This is a genomic window from Paracoccus shandongensis (genome assembly GCF_017315735.1).
GTDB classification, from domain to species: domain Bacteria; phylum Pseudomonadota; class Alphaproteobacteria; order Rhodobacterales; family Rhodobacteraceae; genus Paracoccus; species Paracoccus shandongensis.
On the sequence record NZ_JAFLRK010000001.1, the window covers coordinates 161,662 to 176,856 of the forward strand.

The following is a 15,195-nucleotide window of genomic DNA, read 5'->3' on the forward strand; positions in this document are numbered from 1 at the left end:
GCGCGCGCTCCTGGTTCTTCACGTCCCGCACATGTAACACGCGCGTGAACGCTCTGCCGCAGGCCGGGGCGATTTCCTGAAGGATCTGTTGCAGAACCACAAGACCGGCTAGCGCGGCGCGACATCCAGCCAGACCCCGCCGTGGGGGCGCAGGGTCAGGATCATGCGCGGCTGCGGGACGCGGCCGGGAATGGCGGCGAAGCGGAACCGCGCCAGCAGCGTGGCCAGGATGATGACGGCCTCGTGCAGGGCGAAGCTGGCGCCGATGCAGATGCGCGGGCCCGCGCCGAAGGGCAGGAAGGCATAGCGGTCGGGCGTGGTCAGGAAACGGTCCGGGTCGAAGGCGTCGGGGCGGTCCCACAGCAGATGGTGGCGGTGCAGCGCATAGATCGGCAGCATCACCGTGTCGCCGGGCAGAACTTCCCTTCCGCACAAACGGTCGGCCACCTGCGCGGTGCGCGACAGGAAGGCGGCGGGGGGATAAAGGCGCAGCGTCTCGTTCACGATGCGCTGGACCAAGGGCAGCGCGGGCAGGTCGGCGGCGGTGGCGGCGCGGTCACCCAGGACAGCCTGCGACTCGGACGCGGCGCGGTCCTGGATGGCGGGATCGAAGGCGCAAAGGTAAAGCGCCCAGGCCAGCGTCAGGGCCGTGGTTTCATGCCCTGCGACGATGAAGGTCAGCAGGTTGTCGCGCAATTCGTCCCGCGTCATGGCGCGGCCGGTCTCGGGGTCGGCGGCGTGCAGCAGCAGGTCCAGCAGGTCGGGCGCGCCCTTGGCCCGGGGCGCGGCGGCGCGGGCGTCGATGGCGCGGTCGGCGATCTGCTTCATCCGGCCAAGGCCCGGGCGCGAAAACATCCGCCCCGGGCGCGGGATCCAGCCCGGCAGCCCCAGCACGTCCAGAAGCGAGACCTTGCCCGCCTGGGCGATATAGGCGTCGATGGCGCGATGCACCGCGTCGCGGTCGAAGGCCCGGTCGCCCGACAGGGTCACGTCGGAAATCACCTCGAAGGTCGCGGCCACCGTTTCCTCGAACAGATCGACCAGGCCGCGCGCGGCGGACAGGCGGCGGCTGGAGGCCTCGGCGGCGGCGGTCATCACGGGGCCAAGCGCCTCGACATGGCGCAGGGCGAAGGCAGGGGCCACCGCGCGGCGCTGCCAGCGCCATTCAGCCCCTTCCGCCACGAACAGGCTGTCGCCGATGGCGGGTTCAAGCATCAGCTTGGTGACGATGGATTTGGGATAATCCTCGATCCGGTCCTTGAGAATGTGGCGCAGCGTGGGCAGGTCCATGACCATGTGGAACCGCACCCCGGTCTTACCCGAGATGATCGGCTGGCGCGTGGCGATCTCGGGGATCAGTTCCAGCAGGTTCCGCCGCGCGGTCATGGCAGTGCCCAGGATGCCCAGGGGCTGGCGGGCCAGAGCGACCTTGACGGGGTCGCGGGCTGAAGGGTCGGTCCGAGTGCGAGCGTTCATTCCAGAAGGATAGGAAGCCTGCCCTGCCCAGACAACGGCAGCCATGAAAAAGGCCGGTGCATCACGCACCGGCCCCTGTCGCTGTCGCGTTGCCCTGAAGGATCAGGCGGCGGCTTTCGCCTGCGCCACGATCGCGCCGAAAGCCTCGGGTTCGTTCACGGCCAGGTCGGCCAGAACCTTGCGGTCAACCTCGATCCCGGCTTTCGCCAGCAGGTTGATGAAGCGCGAATAGGTCATTTCCGCGTCCACCAGGCGGACGGCGGCGTTGATCCGCTGGATCCACAACGCGCGGAAGTTGCGCTTGCGGGTCTTGCGGTCGCGGGTGGCGTACTGGTTCGCCTTGTCCACGGCCTGGGTGGCGGTGCGGAAGTTGCGCGAACGGTTGCCGTAATAGCCTTTCGCCGCGTCAAGAACCTTCTTGTGGCGGGCGTGGGTGACCTTGCCGGATTTAACTCGTGCCATTGTTCAGTCCTCGCGATCAGCGGTTGTAGGGCATGTATTTCTTGACGATCTTGGCGTCAGCGTCCGACAGGACGGTGGTGCCGCGCGCATCGCGAATGAACTTCGTGGTGCGCTTGATCATGCCATGGCGCTTGCCGGCCTGGGCGGATTTCACCTTGCCCGAAGCCGTGAACGAGAACCGCTTCTTGGCGGCCGACTTGGTCTTCATCTTCGGCATTTTCATCTCCTTCATCAGAGTGAACGCGCGACTCGGCAATGCCATGGTGGCCGGACGCACGGGTAGGAAGCGCGCCGTATAAGCGCGCCCCATCGGTTTGGCAAGGCCTCAGGGCGTGGTCGCGCCGCCGGTCACGCGTGCCCAGGCCTGCGGAATCTGGTCCAGGCCGACGGGCTGCGGGGCCAGCCAGGCGGCGGCCAGGATCGCCGCGATTCCCAGCACCAGCAGGATCGCCGCCGCGCGCGGGGGCCGGGTCTGCAACAACTGCACGACGGCCACGAGGACCGAGATCAGGCACAGCGCGATGCCGCCAAGCAGCAGAAGATCAGACATGGAAATCCCCGTAATGGTTTGCCTGGTCCGCGCTTATTCTGGATCGGACGCGAAGATCAAGCGTTCGTCGCAAGGCGCGATGCGCACGATGTTGGTGCTGCCCGGCACGTTGAAGGGCACGCCCGCGATCACCACCACCTGCCGGGTCTCGTCGGCAAAGTTGAACTCGCGCGCGGCGCGGGTGGCGTTGACCACCGCCTCCTTGAAGCGGCCCAATTGCGGGGTGATGACGCAATGCGTGCCCCAGGTCAGGCACATGCGGCGCAGGACCGATTCGACATGGGTCAGCGCGATGATCGGCACGCGCGGGCGTTCGCGGGCGACCAGGCTGGCGGTCTTGCCCGACTGGCTGAAGGCGCAGATGGCCGCGATGTCGGTTGTTTCCGCGATCTCGCGCGCCGCCGTCACGATGGCGTCGGCCACGGTGTGCAGCTTGTTCTGGCGCGAGGCCTCGATGATGGCGCGATAGTTGCTGTCCGCCTCGACGGACCGGGCGACGCTGTCCATGGTGCGCACGGCCTCGATCGGATAGGAACCGGCGGCGCTTTCCGCCGACAGCATCACGGCGTCCGCGCCTTCGTAGATGGCGTTCGCCACGTCGCTGACCTCAGCCCGGGTTGGCATCGGGCTTTCGATCATCGATTCCAGCATCTGGGTCGCGACGATCACGGGCTTCGCCGCCGACCGGCACTTGCGCACCAGCCGCTTCTGGATCGGCGGGACGGAATGGATCGGCAGTTCCACCCCCAGGTCGCCGCGCGCGACCATGATGCCGTCGGACACGGCAAGGATATCCTCGAAGGCATCGACGGCCGCCGGTTTCTCGATCTTGGACAGGATCGCGGCGCGGCCCCGGGCCAGGGCGCGGGCTTCCTCGACATCCGCCGCGCGCTGCACGAAGGATAGGGCCAGCCAGTCCACGCCCAACTCGCAGGCGAATTCCAGATCCGCGCGGTCCTTGTCCGACAGCGCCGCCAGCGGCAGCACCACGTCGGGCACGTTCACGCCCTTGCGGTCGCTGATGGTGCCGCCGACCGTCACGGTGCAATCGGCGAAATCGGGGCCGCAGTCATCCACGCGCAGGCGGATCTTGCCGTCGTTCACCAGCAGGTTGCTGCCGGGCACCAGGGCCGCGAAGATCTCGGGGTGGGGCAGTTGCACGCGGTGCGAATCCCCCGGCGCGGCATCCAGGTCGAACCGGAACCGTTCGCCTTCCTCAAGATCGCAGGCGCCCGAGGCGAACTGGCCCACGCGCAGCTTCGGGCCCTGAAGGTCGGCCAGGATGGCGATGGGGCGGCCCGTCTCGGCCTCGACCGCGCGGATGGTGTCGTAACGGGCGCGGTGATCGGCGTGGCTGCCATGGCTCATGTTCAGGCGGAACACGTCGGCGCCGGTCTCGAACAGCGCCCGGATCATGTCCTTGGTGCTGGAGGCGGGCCCCAGCGTTGCCACGATCTTCACGTTGCGATGTCGTCTCATCCTGCCGCCTTTCCGCCGTTTGCGCTAACTATGATCCAGAACGCGGGCGGCCGCAACTGGCGTCCGGCGGCACCATGGCATAGACATTCCCCGACATGAAGGATGACCGACCCATGACAGAGCGTGCCTTCTGGACGGAAGGCGAGGATCGCCCGTCCCGCTGGCTGATCACCTGCGACCATGCCACGAACCGGGTGCCCGGCTGGGTGGGCGGCGGAACCCTGGGGATCGAGGCGGCGGACATGGCCCGCCACATCGCCTATGACCCGGGCGCGGCGGGGCTGGCGTCAAGGCTTGCCGCGCTGATGGAGGCGCCGGCGATCTTTTCGGATTTCTCGCGCCTGGTGATCGACCCCAACCGGGGCGAGGACGACCCGACCCTGCTGATGCGGCTTTACGACGGCACGGTCATCCCCGCGAACAAGCACGCCGATGCGGCGGAACGCGAGCGGCGGCTGGACCGGCTGCACCGCCCCTATCATGCCGCGCTGGCCCGGCTGGCGGACCGCCATCCCGCCCGCTGCATCTGCGCGATCCACAGCTTCACCCCGCAGCTTCGCGGCCGCCCCATGCGGCCCTGGCAGGTCGGGATCCTTTATTCGTGGCGGGACGTGCGGCTTGGCCCGCCGCTGGTGCAGGCCTGCCGGAAAGCAGGCTGGATCACGGGCGAGAACCAGCCCTATGACGGCCATCTGGAGGGCGATTCAATCGACCGCCATGCGTTGAAGCAGGGGCGTCCCAACGTGCTGATCGAGGTCCGCAACGACCTGATCGCGGATGAGGCGGGCCAGGCGGAATGGGCGGCACGGCTGGCGCCGGTGATTGCAGGGACATTGGCGGCAACAGGGCTATAAAACGGTGGGGTGAAACCCCTACCCGCATTTCGAATGTCCGCAATTCGGACAGGTCATGCAGCCCTCGTTCATGCGCATCCCGTATTGGCCGCAGTTCGGGCAGGCCGGGCCCAGCGGGCGTTCACCGACCGCCACCGCCTCGACCTGCGGATCGGATTTCAGGCCCATCCCCTCGCCCGCCAGAAAGCCGATGGCGATCATGTGGCGCTCGATCACGCCGCCGATGGCCGCGAGGATCGAGGGCACATAGCGCCCGTTCATCCAGGCCCCGCCGCGCGGGTCGAAGACGGCCTTCAGTTCCTCGACCACGAAGCTGACATCGCCGCCGCGCCGGAACACCGCCGAAATCATCCGCGTCAAGGCGACGGTCCAGGCGAAATGCTCCATGTTCTTGGAGTTGATGAAGATCTCGAACGGGCGGCGGTGGCCCGACTGGATGATGTCGTTGATGGTGATGTAGATGGCGTGTTCGCTGGCGGGCCATTTCAGCTTGTAGGTCGCGCCTTCCAGGGCGGCAGGGCGGTCCAGGGGTTCCGTCAGATAGACCACGTCGGCGCCCGCATCGGCCTGCGGCACGCCTTCGGCCTTTTCGCTGACCGACAGCACGCTGCCGGTCACGTCGTTCGGGCGATAGGTCGTGCAGCCCTTGCAGCCCAAGTCCCAGGCGGAGAGATACACATCCTTGAAGTCCTCGAAGGAAATGTCGGCGGGGCAGTTGATCGTCTTGGAAATCGAGCTGTCCACCCAGTCCTGCGCCGCCGCCTGCATGGCGACGTGATCCCGGGGCGCAAGCGTCTGCGCATTCACGAAATGATCCGGCAGGGGCGCGTCGCCGTGCAGGTCGCGCCACATCTGGACAGCGTAATCGACGACCTCCTCCTCGGTGCGGCTGCCGTCCTTTTGCAAGACCTTGCGGGTATAGGCATAGGCGAAGACCGGCTCGATCCCCGAACTGACATTGCCGGCATAAAGGCTGATCGTCCCGGTGGGCGCGATGGAGGTCAGCAGGGCGTTGCGTATGCCGTGCCGGGCCACGGCCTCGCGCACATCCGCGTCCATCCGCTGCATGAAGCCCGAGGCGAGGTAAGCGTCCCGGTCGAACAGCGGAAAGGCCCCCTTCTCGCGCGCCAGATCGGCGGATGCAAGATAAGCCGACCGCGCGATCGCCTTCATCCAGGCCCGCGTCTGGTCCACTGCATCCGGCGCGCCATAGCGCAGGCCCAGCATCAGCAGCGCATCGGCCAAGCCCGTCACGCCCAACCCGATGCGGCGCTTGGCCTGCGCCTCGGCCGCCTGCTGCGGCAATGGAAATTTCGACGCATCGACCACGTTGTCCATCATCCGCACCGCCACGCGCACCAGGTCGTCCAGCGCCGCCATGTCCAGCCGGGCCTGCGGGGTGAAGGGCGCGTCCACCAGCCGCGCCAGGTTCACCGACCCCAGCAGGCAGGCGCCATAGGGCGGCAGGGGCTGTTCGCCGCAGGGGTTCGTCGCCGCGATGGTTTCCGCGTAATGCAGGTTGTTCTGCCGGTTGATGCGGTCGATGAAGATCACGCCCGGCTCGGCATAGTCATAGGTCGCCCGCATGATCCGGTTCCACAGGTCGCGCGCGGGGACCGTGCGATAAACCTTGCCGCCGAAGACCAGATCCCACGGGCCGTCGGCCTTCACGGCTTCCATGAAGGCATCCGTCACCAGCACCGACAGGTTGAACATCCGCAGCCGGGCGCTGTCCTGCTTGGCGGCGATGAAGTCCTCGATGTCGGGGTGGTCGCAGCGCATCGTCGCCATCATCGCGCCGCGGCGCGAGCCCGCCGACATGATCGTGCGGCACATCGAATCCCACACATCCATGAAGGACAACGGGCCGGATGCGTCGGCGGCCACGCCCTTCACCTCGGCCCCCTTGGGGCGCAGCGTGGAAAAATCATAGCCGATGCCGCCGCCCTGCTGCATGGTCAGCGCGGCTTCCTTCAGCGCGTCGAAGATGCCCGCCATGCTGTCCTGGATCGTGCCCATGACGAAGCAGTTGAACAGCGTGACCGACCGGCCCGTGCCTGCCCCCGCCAGGATGCGCCCGGCGGGCAGGAAGCGGAAATCCTGAAGCGCGGCAAAGAAGCGGTCTTCCCAGGCGGCGGGGTCCGCCTCGACCCGGGCTAGGTCACGGGCGACACGCCGCCAGCTGTCCTCGACCGTGGTGTCGAGGGGGCGGCCCTCGGCGTCCTTCAGGCGGTATTTCATGTCCCAGATCTGTTCGGCAATGGGCGCGGCGAAACGGGTCATGGCAGATCCCTTGGGGCGGCAGGCGGTTGGATCTACAAGATATGGGCGTTTCACACGTCCGATCAAGCGATCAGATCGCCAGCCCCCGGCGCACCGCATCCTCGGCGGCGGTGGAGAGCGTCTTGCGGGTCTGACCGGCCACGGGGATCGGTTCGTGCAGGACCACCGTCACCCGGCCCTGCCGCCGCGCGGCCAGCACCGCCAGCAGATGCGGGCCCAGGTCCATGTCGCCCCACCAGCCATAGAAGCGCGGGTCGGTCCCGGCAGGCGCCTGATAGACCGCGCTGACAGGCTGGATCGCCAGCCCCTCGGGCAGCGCGGGATCCAGGAAGCCCTGGAACAGCGTCGGCTTGAAGGGCAGCAGGCGCCGCCCGTCGGTCGAGGTGCCCTCGGGGAAGAACAGCAGCCGGTGCCCTGCCCTGACGCGCGCGGCGAATTCGTCGGCCTGGGTGCGGGCCAGCTTGGGGTCGCGGACCACGAAATGCGTGTCGGTCACGCGGGTCAGGATGTTGATGCCGGGCCAGCCCGCAACCTCGGCCTTGCTGACGAAAAAGACCGGCATGGCGGCGTTCAGGACCAGGATGTCCAGCCAGCTTGAATGGTTCGCCACCACCGCCCCGGGGCCGCGCATCGGCCTGCCAATCCTGCGCCAGCGGATGCCCATGCAGGCCAGGGTCAGGCGGCAGACCCATTGCACATGCGGGCCGGTCCAAGGACGGCGCTGGCCGTGAAACAGGCGTTCCACCCCGCGCAGGGGCAGGATCAGCAGCACGCCCGCCAGCAGCACCAGGATCGCGCCCGCACCCCGCCGCAGCACCCGCAGCCAGGCGCGCAGGCCATGGGGGCGGACCACCGGCGGCGGCACCGCATCGCGCCAGGTGGCCTCTCCACGTCCGGGAGTGACGTTCATTGCGGCTGCCAGCGGCTTTCGTAGAACTGCCGGTGCTTGTCGGACATGGCCTTGGTGTCCATCAGCAGGAACACGTCGGTGGTGTTGAAGGCGCGGTCGATGAAGGCCCCCTCGCCCACCATGCCGCCAAGGCGCAGATAGGCCTTGATCAGCGCGGGCATGGCGACCAGCGCCTGCCGCCGGTCCAATTGGTCGGCGGGGATCAGGTCCATGCGGTGATGGCCGGGCGGCAGGGCCTTGGGCCGCAGCTCGGCAGGGGCAAGATGATGGTGATGCAGCCAGCTGAGCGATTGCGCCAGCGCCGCCGTGTCGGTGCCATGGAAGCTGGCCACGCCGAACAGGATCTGGATGCCGTGGTCCAGCACGTAATCGGCCAGGGCGTTCCACATCAGGAACATGCCCGACCCGCCGCGCACGGCCGGATCGACGCAGGATCGGCCCAGTTCCAGCACCGGGCGGCCGCATTGGCGCAAGGGCGTCAGATCGTATTCGGAATCGCAATAGAACCGCCCGAACCGCGCCGCGCGGTCGCCTGGCAGCAGGCGATAGACGCCCACCACATGATCCAGATCCGCGCTCGACCGCCGGTTGTCGATCAGGCAGAGGTGATCGACCACGGGATCGAATTCGTCCCGTTCCAGCCGCCGGTCATGATCGACCAGGGGACCGTCGCCGCCCAGTTCCTCGACAAAGACGCGATAGCGCAGGCGCTGCGCGGCCAGCAGGTCCGCTTCCGACACGGCCAGCCGGATGTCGAAGAAGGACGGGTCGGACTTCATGCGTGCGGCAAGGGCGGTCATGGTCATCGGATCTTCTCTAGGCGGCGGGGGGCGGCATTGCAACAGCGCAGCGGGGAACCCCGCATCACCGCTTGCACTGAACAACCAAAGGTTGCAATTCTGGCGGAAGCCCTAGTTGCCCTGTAACCACACGATATCCAGTGACACCCGTTTTCCGTCGATGACCTGCTTGCCCGCTTCAAGGAAATTGACGGTGATGCGATCGCCGATGCGCGATTGCACCTGCCCCTCGCCCCATTCGGGCGCGCCGGGATGGCGGACGATCATTCCGGGTTCCAGCATCTCGTTCACGGCGTCGTCCCCCCCCTTGTCTGTCAATTGAAAGGTAATGTCCCATGGTTCCGGATACAACGCATGTCGCACCGGGCGAGCTGTCGCAACTGCTGGGATCGCGGCTGTGCCACGACCTCGTCTCGCCCCTGGGGGCCATCGGCAACGGGGTCGAGCTGCTGGAGATGTCGCCCGACTTTCCCGGCATCGCCGCCTGCCCCGAACTGAAGCTGATTGCGGAAAGCGTGGCGGCCGCGCGCGCGCGCATCCAGATCTTCCGCGTGGCCTTCGGGCAGGTGCAGGGGGACCAGCGCATCTCGCGCGCAGGGCTGGCGCAGTTGCTGGACGGGTTTTCCGCGCAGGGCCGGATGCAGATCCGGCTGGAGGCCGAGGGCGATTTCGCCCGGACCGACATCCGGATGGTCACGCTGGCGATGATGTGCCTGGAAAGCGCGATCCCCTGGGGCGGCACGGTCACGGTGCTGCACGGTCCCGCCGGCTGGCGCCTGGTGGCCGAGGCCGAGCGGACCAGGCAGGACGCGGCCCTGTGGGCCTGGCTGGGGGGCGATGCGCCGCGCAACCCCCTGCCCTCCGAGGTCCAGTTTCCCCTGCTGGCCGATGCCCTGGCAAGCGCAGGCCGCCCCGTCCGCTGCGAGGTGGACGACAAGGGGGCCGAGATCGCCTTCTGATCCCGGCCCGGCGTTACGCCCGGATCGCGCCGTCGCCCGTCACCAGATACTTGAAGCTGGTCAGCTGCTCGGCCCCGACCGGGCCACGGGCGTGCAGCTTGCCGGTGGCGATGCCGATTTCCGCGCCCATGCCGAACTCGCCCCCGTCCGCGAACTGGGTCGAGGCGTTGCGCATCAGGATCGCGCTGTCCAATCCATTGAAGAACCGCCGCGCGGTCGCGTCGTTTTCGGTCAGGATCGATTCGGTGTGCTGGCTGCCATGGCGGCGGATATGGGCGATGGCCCCGTCCACGCCATCGACCAGTTTCGCGGCGATGATCATGTCCAGGAACTCCTGCCCGAAATCGTCGGGCTCGGCCAAGACGGTGCCGGGGATCCGGGCCAGGTCGCCATCCGCCCGAACCTCGACGCCTGCGTCCAGCAGCGCCTGGACCAGGGCGGGGCCGCCGCGATAGGCTCGATCGATCAACAGGCATTCCGCAGCCCCGCAGACGCCCGTGCGCCGCGTCTTGGCGTTCAGCACCACGCGCCGCGCCTTGTCGGGATCGGCGTCGCGGTCGATATAAACGTGGCAGATCCCCTCAAGATGCGCAAAGACCGGCACCCGCGCTTCGCGTTGGACCAGCCCCACCAGCCCCTTGCCGCCGCGCGGGATGATCACGTCGATCAGCCCCTGGGCTTGCAGCATCGCCGTCACCGCCGCCCGGTCGCGGGTCGGCACAAGCTGGATCGCGGCCTCGGGCAGGCCCGCCTGGCGCAGGCCCTGGACCATGCAGGCATGGATCGCGCGGGCGGAATGCAGGCTTTCCGACCCGCCGCGCAGGATCACGGCATTGCCGGATTTCAGCGCAAGCGCCCCCGCGTCGGCGGTCACGTTCGGGCGGCTTTCATAGATGACGCCGATCACGCCGATGGGGGTGCGCACGCGCTGGATGTGCAGCCCGTTCGGGCGGTCCCATTCGGCCACGACCTCGCCCACCGGATCGGGCTGTCCGGCCACGGTGCGCAAGCCGTCCTCGATCCCGCGCAGGCGGTCTTCGTCTAGGCGCAGCCGGTCCAGCATCGAATCGGCCAGGCCCTTGTCGCGGCCGAACTGCATGTCCTGTTCATTGGCGGCCAGAATCTCGGCCTGGTTGCGGCGCAGGGCCTCGGCCGCCGCGATCAGGGCGGCGTGCTTGCGTTCCGCCGTGGCCTGCGCCAGGTCCACCGCAGCGGCGCGCGCGGCCTCGCCCATGGTGGCGATCAGCGCCGTTGCATCCTCATGATCCGTCATGGCAATCCCCCGCAATCAGCCGTTCAGATGACCCATCCCGGCGCGCGCTTCAACCCGCCCGTTCACCTTGGCCACAAATATCCCGGGGGAGTCCGCAGGACGGGGGCAGCGCCCCCGACAACGCTTCAATCAGGAAAAAGGGGAAGAAATGGCGCGGTTGACGGGGCTCGAACCCGCGACCCCCGGCGTGACAGGCCGGTACTCTAACCAACTGAGCTACAACCGCGCTATATCTTGGGCGACTGGTGTGTGTGGCGCGGTTGACGGGGCTCGAACCCGCGACCCCCGGCGTGACAGGCCGGTACTCTAACCAACTGAGCTACAACCGCACACTCACCACCCCGATCGCATCGCCCGCCGGGGTGAGGGGCGGTTTACGCAGACACGTCGCCCCCGTCAAGGGCACGTTTGGAAAAATCCTGTCGTTTGCGCGGATGACTGATCCGCCCCCCGCAGCAGGGCGCGGGAACGCCGGTCGTCGTGGGCCCCGAGGTCGGCCACCCCCGCATGACGCGCGCGGCCAGCCAGCCGAAGGCCTGGGCTTCCAGCATGTCGCCGTCCAGGCCCGCGGCCTCGACCGGCTGCACGGCGCAGGGCAGCGCCGCAGCCAGCCGCGCCATGATCGCCGGGTTGCGCCGCCCGCCGCCGCAGACCAGCACGGTGGCAGGAACAGAGGGCAGCCAGCGCAAGCCCGCCGCGACTGCCCCGGCCAAGACGGCGACCAGCGTGGCGGCGGCATCGGCGTCCGCCAGCGGCGCGACGGCGGCGGCCAGGCCCGTGAACTGGTCGCGGTCCAGCGACTTGGGCGGCGGGCGGTCGAACCAGGGATGCGCCAGGAAATCGGCCACAACGGCGCCGTCCGCCCGGCCCGCCGCCGCCAGCGCGCCGTCCGCGTCATGGCTGCGCCGCAGCCTGCGCCGCATCAGGTCGTCTATGGGCGCATTGGCGGGTCCGGTGTCGAAAGCCAGGCAGGCCCCCGGCACCTCGGGCGCAGGGGCCGTGGGATCGACCCAGGTGATGTTGCCGACCCCGCCCAGGTTCAGGAAGGCCACCGGCTGCGCGGACAGCTTGCCCTGCCCCACGGCCCACCCGGCGCAGGCCCAGTGGAAGAAGGGCGCAAGCGGCGCGCCCTCGCCGCCCCGCCGCACATCTTCGCTGCGGAAATCCCAGACCACGGGCCGGTCCGCTTTCCGCGCCAGCAACGCGCCGTCGCCCGCCTGGTGCGTGCCCCTGCCCTGCGGATCATGGGCCAGCGTCTGGCCGTGATAGCCGATCAACTCCGCCTCGGGAAAATCGGCGGCCATGGCGGCATGGCTGGCAACCGAGATCGCGGCGGCGTCCGCCACCCCCGCCTCGCCCGGCCAGCGGCCAAGCGCACCATGCAGCGCGGCGGATTCGTTATCGGAATAGGCGCGAAAGGCGATGCGCCCGAACCCGCCGATCCGCACCCCGTCCGTCTCGATCATTGCCGCGTCCACCCCGTCCATCGAGGTGCCCGACATCATTCCCAGAACCCGGATCATCGTGCTTTTCCTTCCCTGCCGCAGCCGGTATATCCGCGCCGATCAGAAGGAAAAAGCCGATGACCTTTCAGCCCAAGTCCGATTTCCTGCGCGTGATGACCGAACGCGGCTATGTCGCCGACTGCACGGATTACGCGGCCCTGGACCAGGCGCTGCTGGACGGGCCGGTCACGGCCTATATCGGCTATGACGCGACGGCGGCGTCCCTGCATGTGGGGCACCTGCTGAACATCATGATGCTGCGCTGGTTCCAGAAGACCGGCAACCGGCCGATCACGCTGATGGGCGGGGGCACCACCAAGGTGGGCGACCCCAGTTTCCGCAGCGAGGAACGCCCGCTGCTGGACGAGGCCGCGATTCAGTCCAACATCGACGGGATGGCCCAGGTCTTCGCGCGGTATCTGGATTACGGCGAAGGCCGGGCCACCATGCTGAACAACGCCGAATGGCTGGACGGGCTGAACTACCTGGAGTTCCTGCGCGACATCGGGCGGCATTTCAGCGTCAACCGGATGCTGTCCTTCGAAGCGGTGAAGTCCCGGCTGGACCGCGAACAATCGCTGTCCTTCCTGGAATTCAACTACATGATCCTGCAAGCCTATGACTTCCTGGAACTGCACCGCCGCTATGGCTGCCGGTTGCAGATGGGCGGGTCGGACCAGTGGGGCAACATCGTCAACGGCATCGACCTGACCCGGCGCGTGGACGATGCGGTAATCTGGGGCCTGACCTCGCCCCTGCTGACCACCAGCGACGGGCGCAAGATGGGCAAGTCGGCGGGGGGTGCCGTCTGGCTGAACGGGGCGATGCTGTCGCCCTATGACTTCTGGCAGTTCTGGCGCAACACCACCGACGCCGATGTGGGCCGGTTCCTGAAGCTCTATACCGAGCTTCCGGTGGATGAATGCGACCGCCTGGGCGCGCTCCAGGGATCCGAGATCAACGGGGCCAAGATCCGCCTGGCAAACGAGGTCACGACCCTGCTGCACGGCGCCGATGCCGCCGCCAGCGCCGAGGCCACCGCGCGCCAGGTCTTCGAGCAAGGCGGCGCGGGCGGCGATCTGAAGGTCGCGACCGTCAGCGCCGAAGCCCTGTCGGGCGGGCTGACCGTGGCGCAGCTGCTGGTCCAGGCCGGCATCACCGCCTCGGGGAAAGAGGCCAAGCGCCTGATCGCCGAAGGCGGGCTGCGGTTGAACAACGAGGCCGTGTCGGATCCGCAGATGGCCGTCGATGCCGCGCTGATCGGGGACGGGCTGAAGGTGTCGGTCGGCAAGAAAAAGCACCGCATGGTGCAGGTGGGCTGATGCGCCTGCTGCATGGCAGCATTGCAAGGCAAGTTGACGCTGCGTCGCAGCAATGGACTCAGGCACATGCCGCCCCTATCTGTCATTCCGGGAGGACCACTCCGACCCGGAAGACAGGACAATGGCACAGAACACCGCACAACCCCTCAGCCTTTCCGCCCGCAAGTTGCAGGCCCAGGCCGACGCCGTGCTGGATCAGATGTTCGGCTACTTCACCCGTGAAGAAGCCCCGCGCGAAGCCGAAACGCGCCGCGCCGCCTGATCGCGACAGACCAGCACAGGATTTCCGGGGGCGTTCGCGCCCCCTTCGCATGTCCGGACCTCAGCGCGCCACCGCCCGGGGATAGCCGTTCGCCCGCAACCGCGTCAGCGCCGCCACCAGGGCCTGCCGATCCGCGAAGGGCCCGGCCAGGACGGCTTTCACTGCTTTGTCCCCTGAACGCTCGTGCCTCTGGGCGGTTCGGTATCCCATTCCCGACAAGCGCCGCAGGGCCGAAACGGCATTCGCTTCGTCGGCATAGGTGCCGATCTGGACGTAGCGTGCATGGGCCGGGATCATCTCGACCCCTGCCGGGACAGCGGGCCGCACGGGTTCGGGGCGGCGCGCCACCGCCCGGGAGGGTTTGGCAGGCGCGTCCCCTTGCGACTTGGCCGCAGGCGCCGCAACCTTGCGGGACAGCTTGGCGGGGCGTTCGGCGGGCGCCGGGACCGGAGCAACCTTGGGCTGAACGGAAGCCGTCGTGATGGCAGGTTCCAGATCGGGGGCCGTCATTCCGGGGCACAGGCCCTGCGTGACATCCCCGCCGAGGATCGGCGTGGCCCCTTCCGCCGGGCGATAGCCCAAGCGCGCGCAAAGCCCGTCCGGCGCGCGGCCCGTCATGGCGCTGCGAAGCCGGGCGTCCAGGTCGACCTGCTGGGCCAGCGTCGTGTCCAGTTGTGCCTGCCCGGGATCGGGCGCGGCATCCGCCAGCGGCGGCGCGGCCGGATTTGCCAGCAGGTCGCCGGACCGCAAGCCTTCGGCCAGAATCGCCGTCAGAACCTCCTCGGGCGAGGGCGGATCGGCGGGCGCCCCTGCCGTCTCGGCTGGCTGGCTGGGGGGAAAGCCGCAGATCGGCGCGCCCTGCTTATCGAGGCGCGGCTTCCAGTCCGCACCGTCACGGACAAAGACGCAGCCCGTGCGGTCGATATATTGCGCGCCCGGATAGTCCCCGGGCGGGGGCGGCTCGGGCGCGGCCAGAACCCGCCCCGGCAGCCAAAGCACCAGCACCATCCAACCCAAGACCCGCATCAGCCACCCGCGATTCGACTTCATGCCCCAGCAA

The 15,195-nt window shown here is 68.3% G+C and carries 16 protein-coding genes and 2 tRNA genes; 4 read left to right on the forward strand and 14 right to left on the reverse strand.

Annotation, left to right across the window (positions count from 1 at the left end; translation table 11 throughout):
* Positions 1–108 precede the first annotated feature (108 nt).
* From JX613_RS00805 to pyk, 5 genes are all read right to left on the reverse strand, one after another.
* Positions 109–1,476: a cytochrome P450 gene (locus tag JX613_RS00805; RefSeq protein WP_207099547.1), complete on the reverse strand. Its 1,368-nt coding sequence runs from the start codon at positions 1,474–1,476 to the stop codon at positions 109–111.
* Positions 1,477–1,578: 102 nt separating this feature from the next.
* Positions 1,579–1,938, reverse strand: coding sequence for a 50S ribosomal protein L20 (rplT, locus tag JX613_RS00810; protein ID WP_103171045.1), 360 nt, complete (start codon positions 1,936–1,938; stop codon positions 1,579–1,581).
* A 16-nt stretch (positions 1,939–1,954) separates the two neighbouring features.
* The gene (gene rpmI, locus JX613_RS00815) at positions 1,955–2,155 is read right to left on the reverse strand and encodes a 50S ribosomal protein L35 (protein ID WP_187793478.1); all 201 of its coding nucleotides are present in this window, start codon (positions 2,153–2,155) and stop codon (positions 1,955–1,957) included.
* A gap of 108 nt (positions 2,156–2,263) precedes the next feature.
* Positions 2,264–2,488 (reverse strand): hypothetical protein, encoded by a 225-nt coding sequence (locus JX613_RS00820; RefSeq protein WP_207099548.1) that lies wholly within the window; start codon positions 2,486–2,488, stop codon positions 2,264–2,266.
* Positions 2,489–2,521: 33 nt separating this feature from the next.
* A complete protein-coding gene (gene pyk / locus JX613_RS00825) occupies positions 2,522–3,967 on the reverse strand; it encodes a pyruvate kinase (protein WP_207099549.1) in 1,446 nt (481 codons plus the stop codon).
* A 113-nt stretch (positions 3,968–4,080) separates the two neighbouring features.
* Between pyk and JX613_RS00830 the strand changes: the two genes are divergently transcribed.
* A complete protein-coding gene (locus JX613_RS00830) occupies positions 4,081–4,821 on the forward strand; it encodes an N-formylglutamate amidohydrolase (RefSeq protein ID WP_207099550.1) in 741 nt (246 codons plus the stop codon).
* Positions 4,822–4,839: 18 nt separating this feature from the next.
* Here JX613_RS00830 and JX613_RS00835 read toward each other — a convergent pair whose 3' ends face one another.
* The 4 genes from JX613_RS00835 to JX613_RS00850 all read right to left on the reverse strand — a co-directional run bounded on the left by JX613_RS00835 (position 4,840) and on the right by JX613_RS00850 (position 9,105).
* On the reverse strand, positions 4,840–7,104 hold the full coding sequence (locus tag JX613_RS00835; protein WP_207099551.1) for an adenosylcobalamin-dependent ribonucleoside-diphosphate reductase: 2,265 nt from the start codon (positions 7,102–7,104) through the stop codon (positions 4,840–4,842).
* Between the two features lie 70 nt (positions 7,105–7,174).
* Positions 7,175–8,014: a lyso-ornithine lipid O-acyltransferase gene (gene olsA, locus JX613_RS00840; RefSeq protein ID WP_207099552.1), complete on the reverse strand. Its 840-nt coding sequence runs from the start codon at positions 8,012–8,014 to the stop codon at positions 7,175–7,177.
* A complete protein-coding gene (gene olsB / locus JX613_RS00845; protein WP_207099848.1) occupies positions 8,011–8,793 on the reverse strand; it encodes an L-ornithine N(alpha)-acyltransferase in 783 nt (260 codons plus the stop codon). The genes olsA and olsB overlap by 4 nt, the downstream gene beginning before the upstream one ends.
* 132 nt (positions 8,794–8,925) lie before the next feature.
* Positions 8,926–9,105 (reverse strand): DUF3553 domain-containing protein, encoded by a 180-nt coding sequence (locus JX613_RS00850; RefSeq protein ID WP_207099553.1) that lies wholly within the window; start codon positions 9,103–9,105, stop codon positions 8,926–8,928.
* A 44-nt stretch (positions 9,106–9,149) separates the two neighbouring features.
* Between JX613_RS00850 and JX613_RS00855 the strand changes: the two genes are divergently transcribed.
* On the forward strand, positions 9,150–9,773 hold the full coding sequence (locus JX613_RS00855; RefSeq protein ID WP_207099554.1) for a histidine phosphotransferase family protein: 624 nt from the start codon (positions 9,150–9,152) through the stop codon (positions 9,771–9,773).
* 13 nt (positions 9,774–9,786) lie between these two features.
* On the opposite strand, the gene JX613_RS00860 is transcribed toward JX613_RS00855, so the two are convergent.
* The 4 genes from JX613_RS00860 to JX613_RS00875 form a co-directional block, all read right to left on the reverse strand.
* Positions 9,787–11,046 (reverse strand): glutamate-5-semialdehyde dehydrogenase, encoded by a 1,260-nt coding sequence (locus JX613_RS00860; RefSeq protein ID WP_207099555.1) that lies wholly within the window; start codon positions 11,044–11,046, stop codon positions 9,787–9,789.
* Between the two features lie 149 nt (positions 11,047–11,195).
* Positions 11,196–11,272, reverse strand: a tRNA-Asp gene (locus JX613_RS00865).
* A 26-nt stretch (positions 11,273–11,298) separates the two neighbouring features.
* Positions 11,299–11,375 (reverse strand) — tRNA-Asp (locus JX613_RS00870).
* 45 nt (positions 11,376–11,420) lie between these two features.
* Positions 11,421–12,569, reverse strand: a complete 1,149-nt coding sequence (locus JX613_RS00875; RefSeq protein WP_207099556.1) for an anhydro-N-acetylmuramic acid kinase — start codon at positions 12,567–12,569, stop codon at positions 11,421–11,423.
* Between the two features lie 59 nt (positions 12,570–12,628).
* Between JX613_RS00875 and tyrS the strand changes: the two genes are divergently transcribed.
* Both tyrS and JX613_RS00885 read left to right on the forward strand, forming a co-directional pair.
* Positions 12,629–13,873 carry a tyrosine--tRNA ligase gene (gene tyrS, locus JX613_RS00880; RefSeq protein ID WP_207099557.1) on the forward strand — a complete coding sequence of 415 codons (1,245 nt, stop codon included), beginning with the start codon at positions 12,629–12,631 and terminating at the stop codon, positions 13,871–13,873.
* Positions 13,874–13,994: 121 nt separating this feature from the next.
* A complete protein-coding gene (locus JX613_RS00885) occupies positions 13,995–14,135 on the forward strand; it encodes a hypothetical protein (protein WP_154765456.1) in 141 nt (46 codons plus the stop codon).
* A gap of 60 nt (positions 14,136–14,195) precedes the next feature.
* On the opposite strand, the gene JX613_RS00890 is transcribed toward JX613_RS00885, so the two are convergent.
* On the reverse strand, positions 14,196–15,185 hold the full coding sequence (locus JX613_RS00890) for an SPOR domain-containing protein (RefSeq protein ID WP_207099558.1): 990 nt from the start codon (positions 15,183–15,185) through the stop codon (positions 14,196–14,198).
* Positions 15,186–15,195: the final 10 nt, after the last annotated feature.

Bases quoted from the DNA above. Each gene is read 5' to 3' on its own strand.
- JX613_RS00805 (WP_207099547.1), bottom strand. From the start codon at position 1,476: ATGAACGCTCGCACTCGGACCGACCCTTCAGCCCGCGACCCCGTCAAG.
- rplT (WP_103171045.1), bottom strand. From the start codon at position 1,938: ATGGCACGAGTTAAATCCGGCAAGGTCACCCACGCCCGCCACAAGAAG.
- rpmI (WP_187793478.1), bottom strand. From the start codon at position 2,155: ATGCCGAAGATGAAGACCAAGTCGGCCGCCAAGAAGCGGTTCTCGTTC.
- JX613_RS00820 (WP_207099548.1), bottom strand. From the start codon at position 2,488: ATGTCTGATCTTCTGCTGCTTGGCGGCATCGCGCTGTGCCTGATCTCG.
- pyk (WP_207099549.1), bottom strand. From the start codon at position 3,967: ATGAGACGACATCGCAACGTGAAGATCGTGGCAACGCTGGGGCCCGCC.
- JX613_RS00830 (WP_207099550.1), top strand. From the start codon at position 4,081: ATGACAGAGCGTGCCTTCTGGACGGAAGGCGAGGATCGCCCGTCCCGC.
- JX613_RS00835 (WP_207099551.1), bottom strand. From the start codon at position 7,104: ATGACCCGTTTCGCCGCGCCCATTGCCGAACAGATCTGGGACATGAAA.
- olsA (WP_207099552.1), bottom strand. From the start codon at position 8,014: ATGAACGTCACTCCCGGACGTGGAGAGGCCACCTGGCGCGATGCGGTG.
- olsB (WP_207099848.1), bottom strand. From the start codon at position 8,793: ATGAAGTCCGACCCGTCCTTCTTCGACATCCGGCTGGCCGTGTCGGAA.
- JX613_RS00855 (WP_207099554.1), top strand. From the start codon at position 9,150: ATGGTTCCGGATACAACGCATGTCGCACCGGGCGAGCTGTCGCAACTG.
- JX613_RS00860 (WP_207099555.1), bottom strand. From the start codon at position 11,046: ATGACGGATCATGAGGATGCAACGGCGCTGATCGCCACCATGGGCGAG.
- JX613_RS00875 (WP_207099556.1), bottom strand. From the start codon at position 12,569: ATGATCCGGGTTCTGGGAATGATGTCGGGCACCTCGATGGACGGGGTG.
- tyrS (WP_207099557.1), top strand. From the start codon at position 12,629: ATGACCTTTCAGCCCAAGTCCGATTTCCTGCGCGTGATGACCGAACGC.
- JX613_RS00885 (WP_154765456.1), top strand. From the start codon at position 13,995: ATGGCACAGAACACCGCACAACCCCTCAGCCTTTCCGCCCGCAAGTTG.
- JX613_RS00890 (WP_207099558.1), bottom strand. From the start codon at position 15,185: ATGAAGTCGAATCGCGGGTGGCTGATGCGGGTCTTGGGTTGGATGGTG.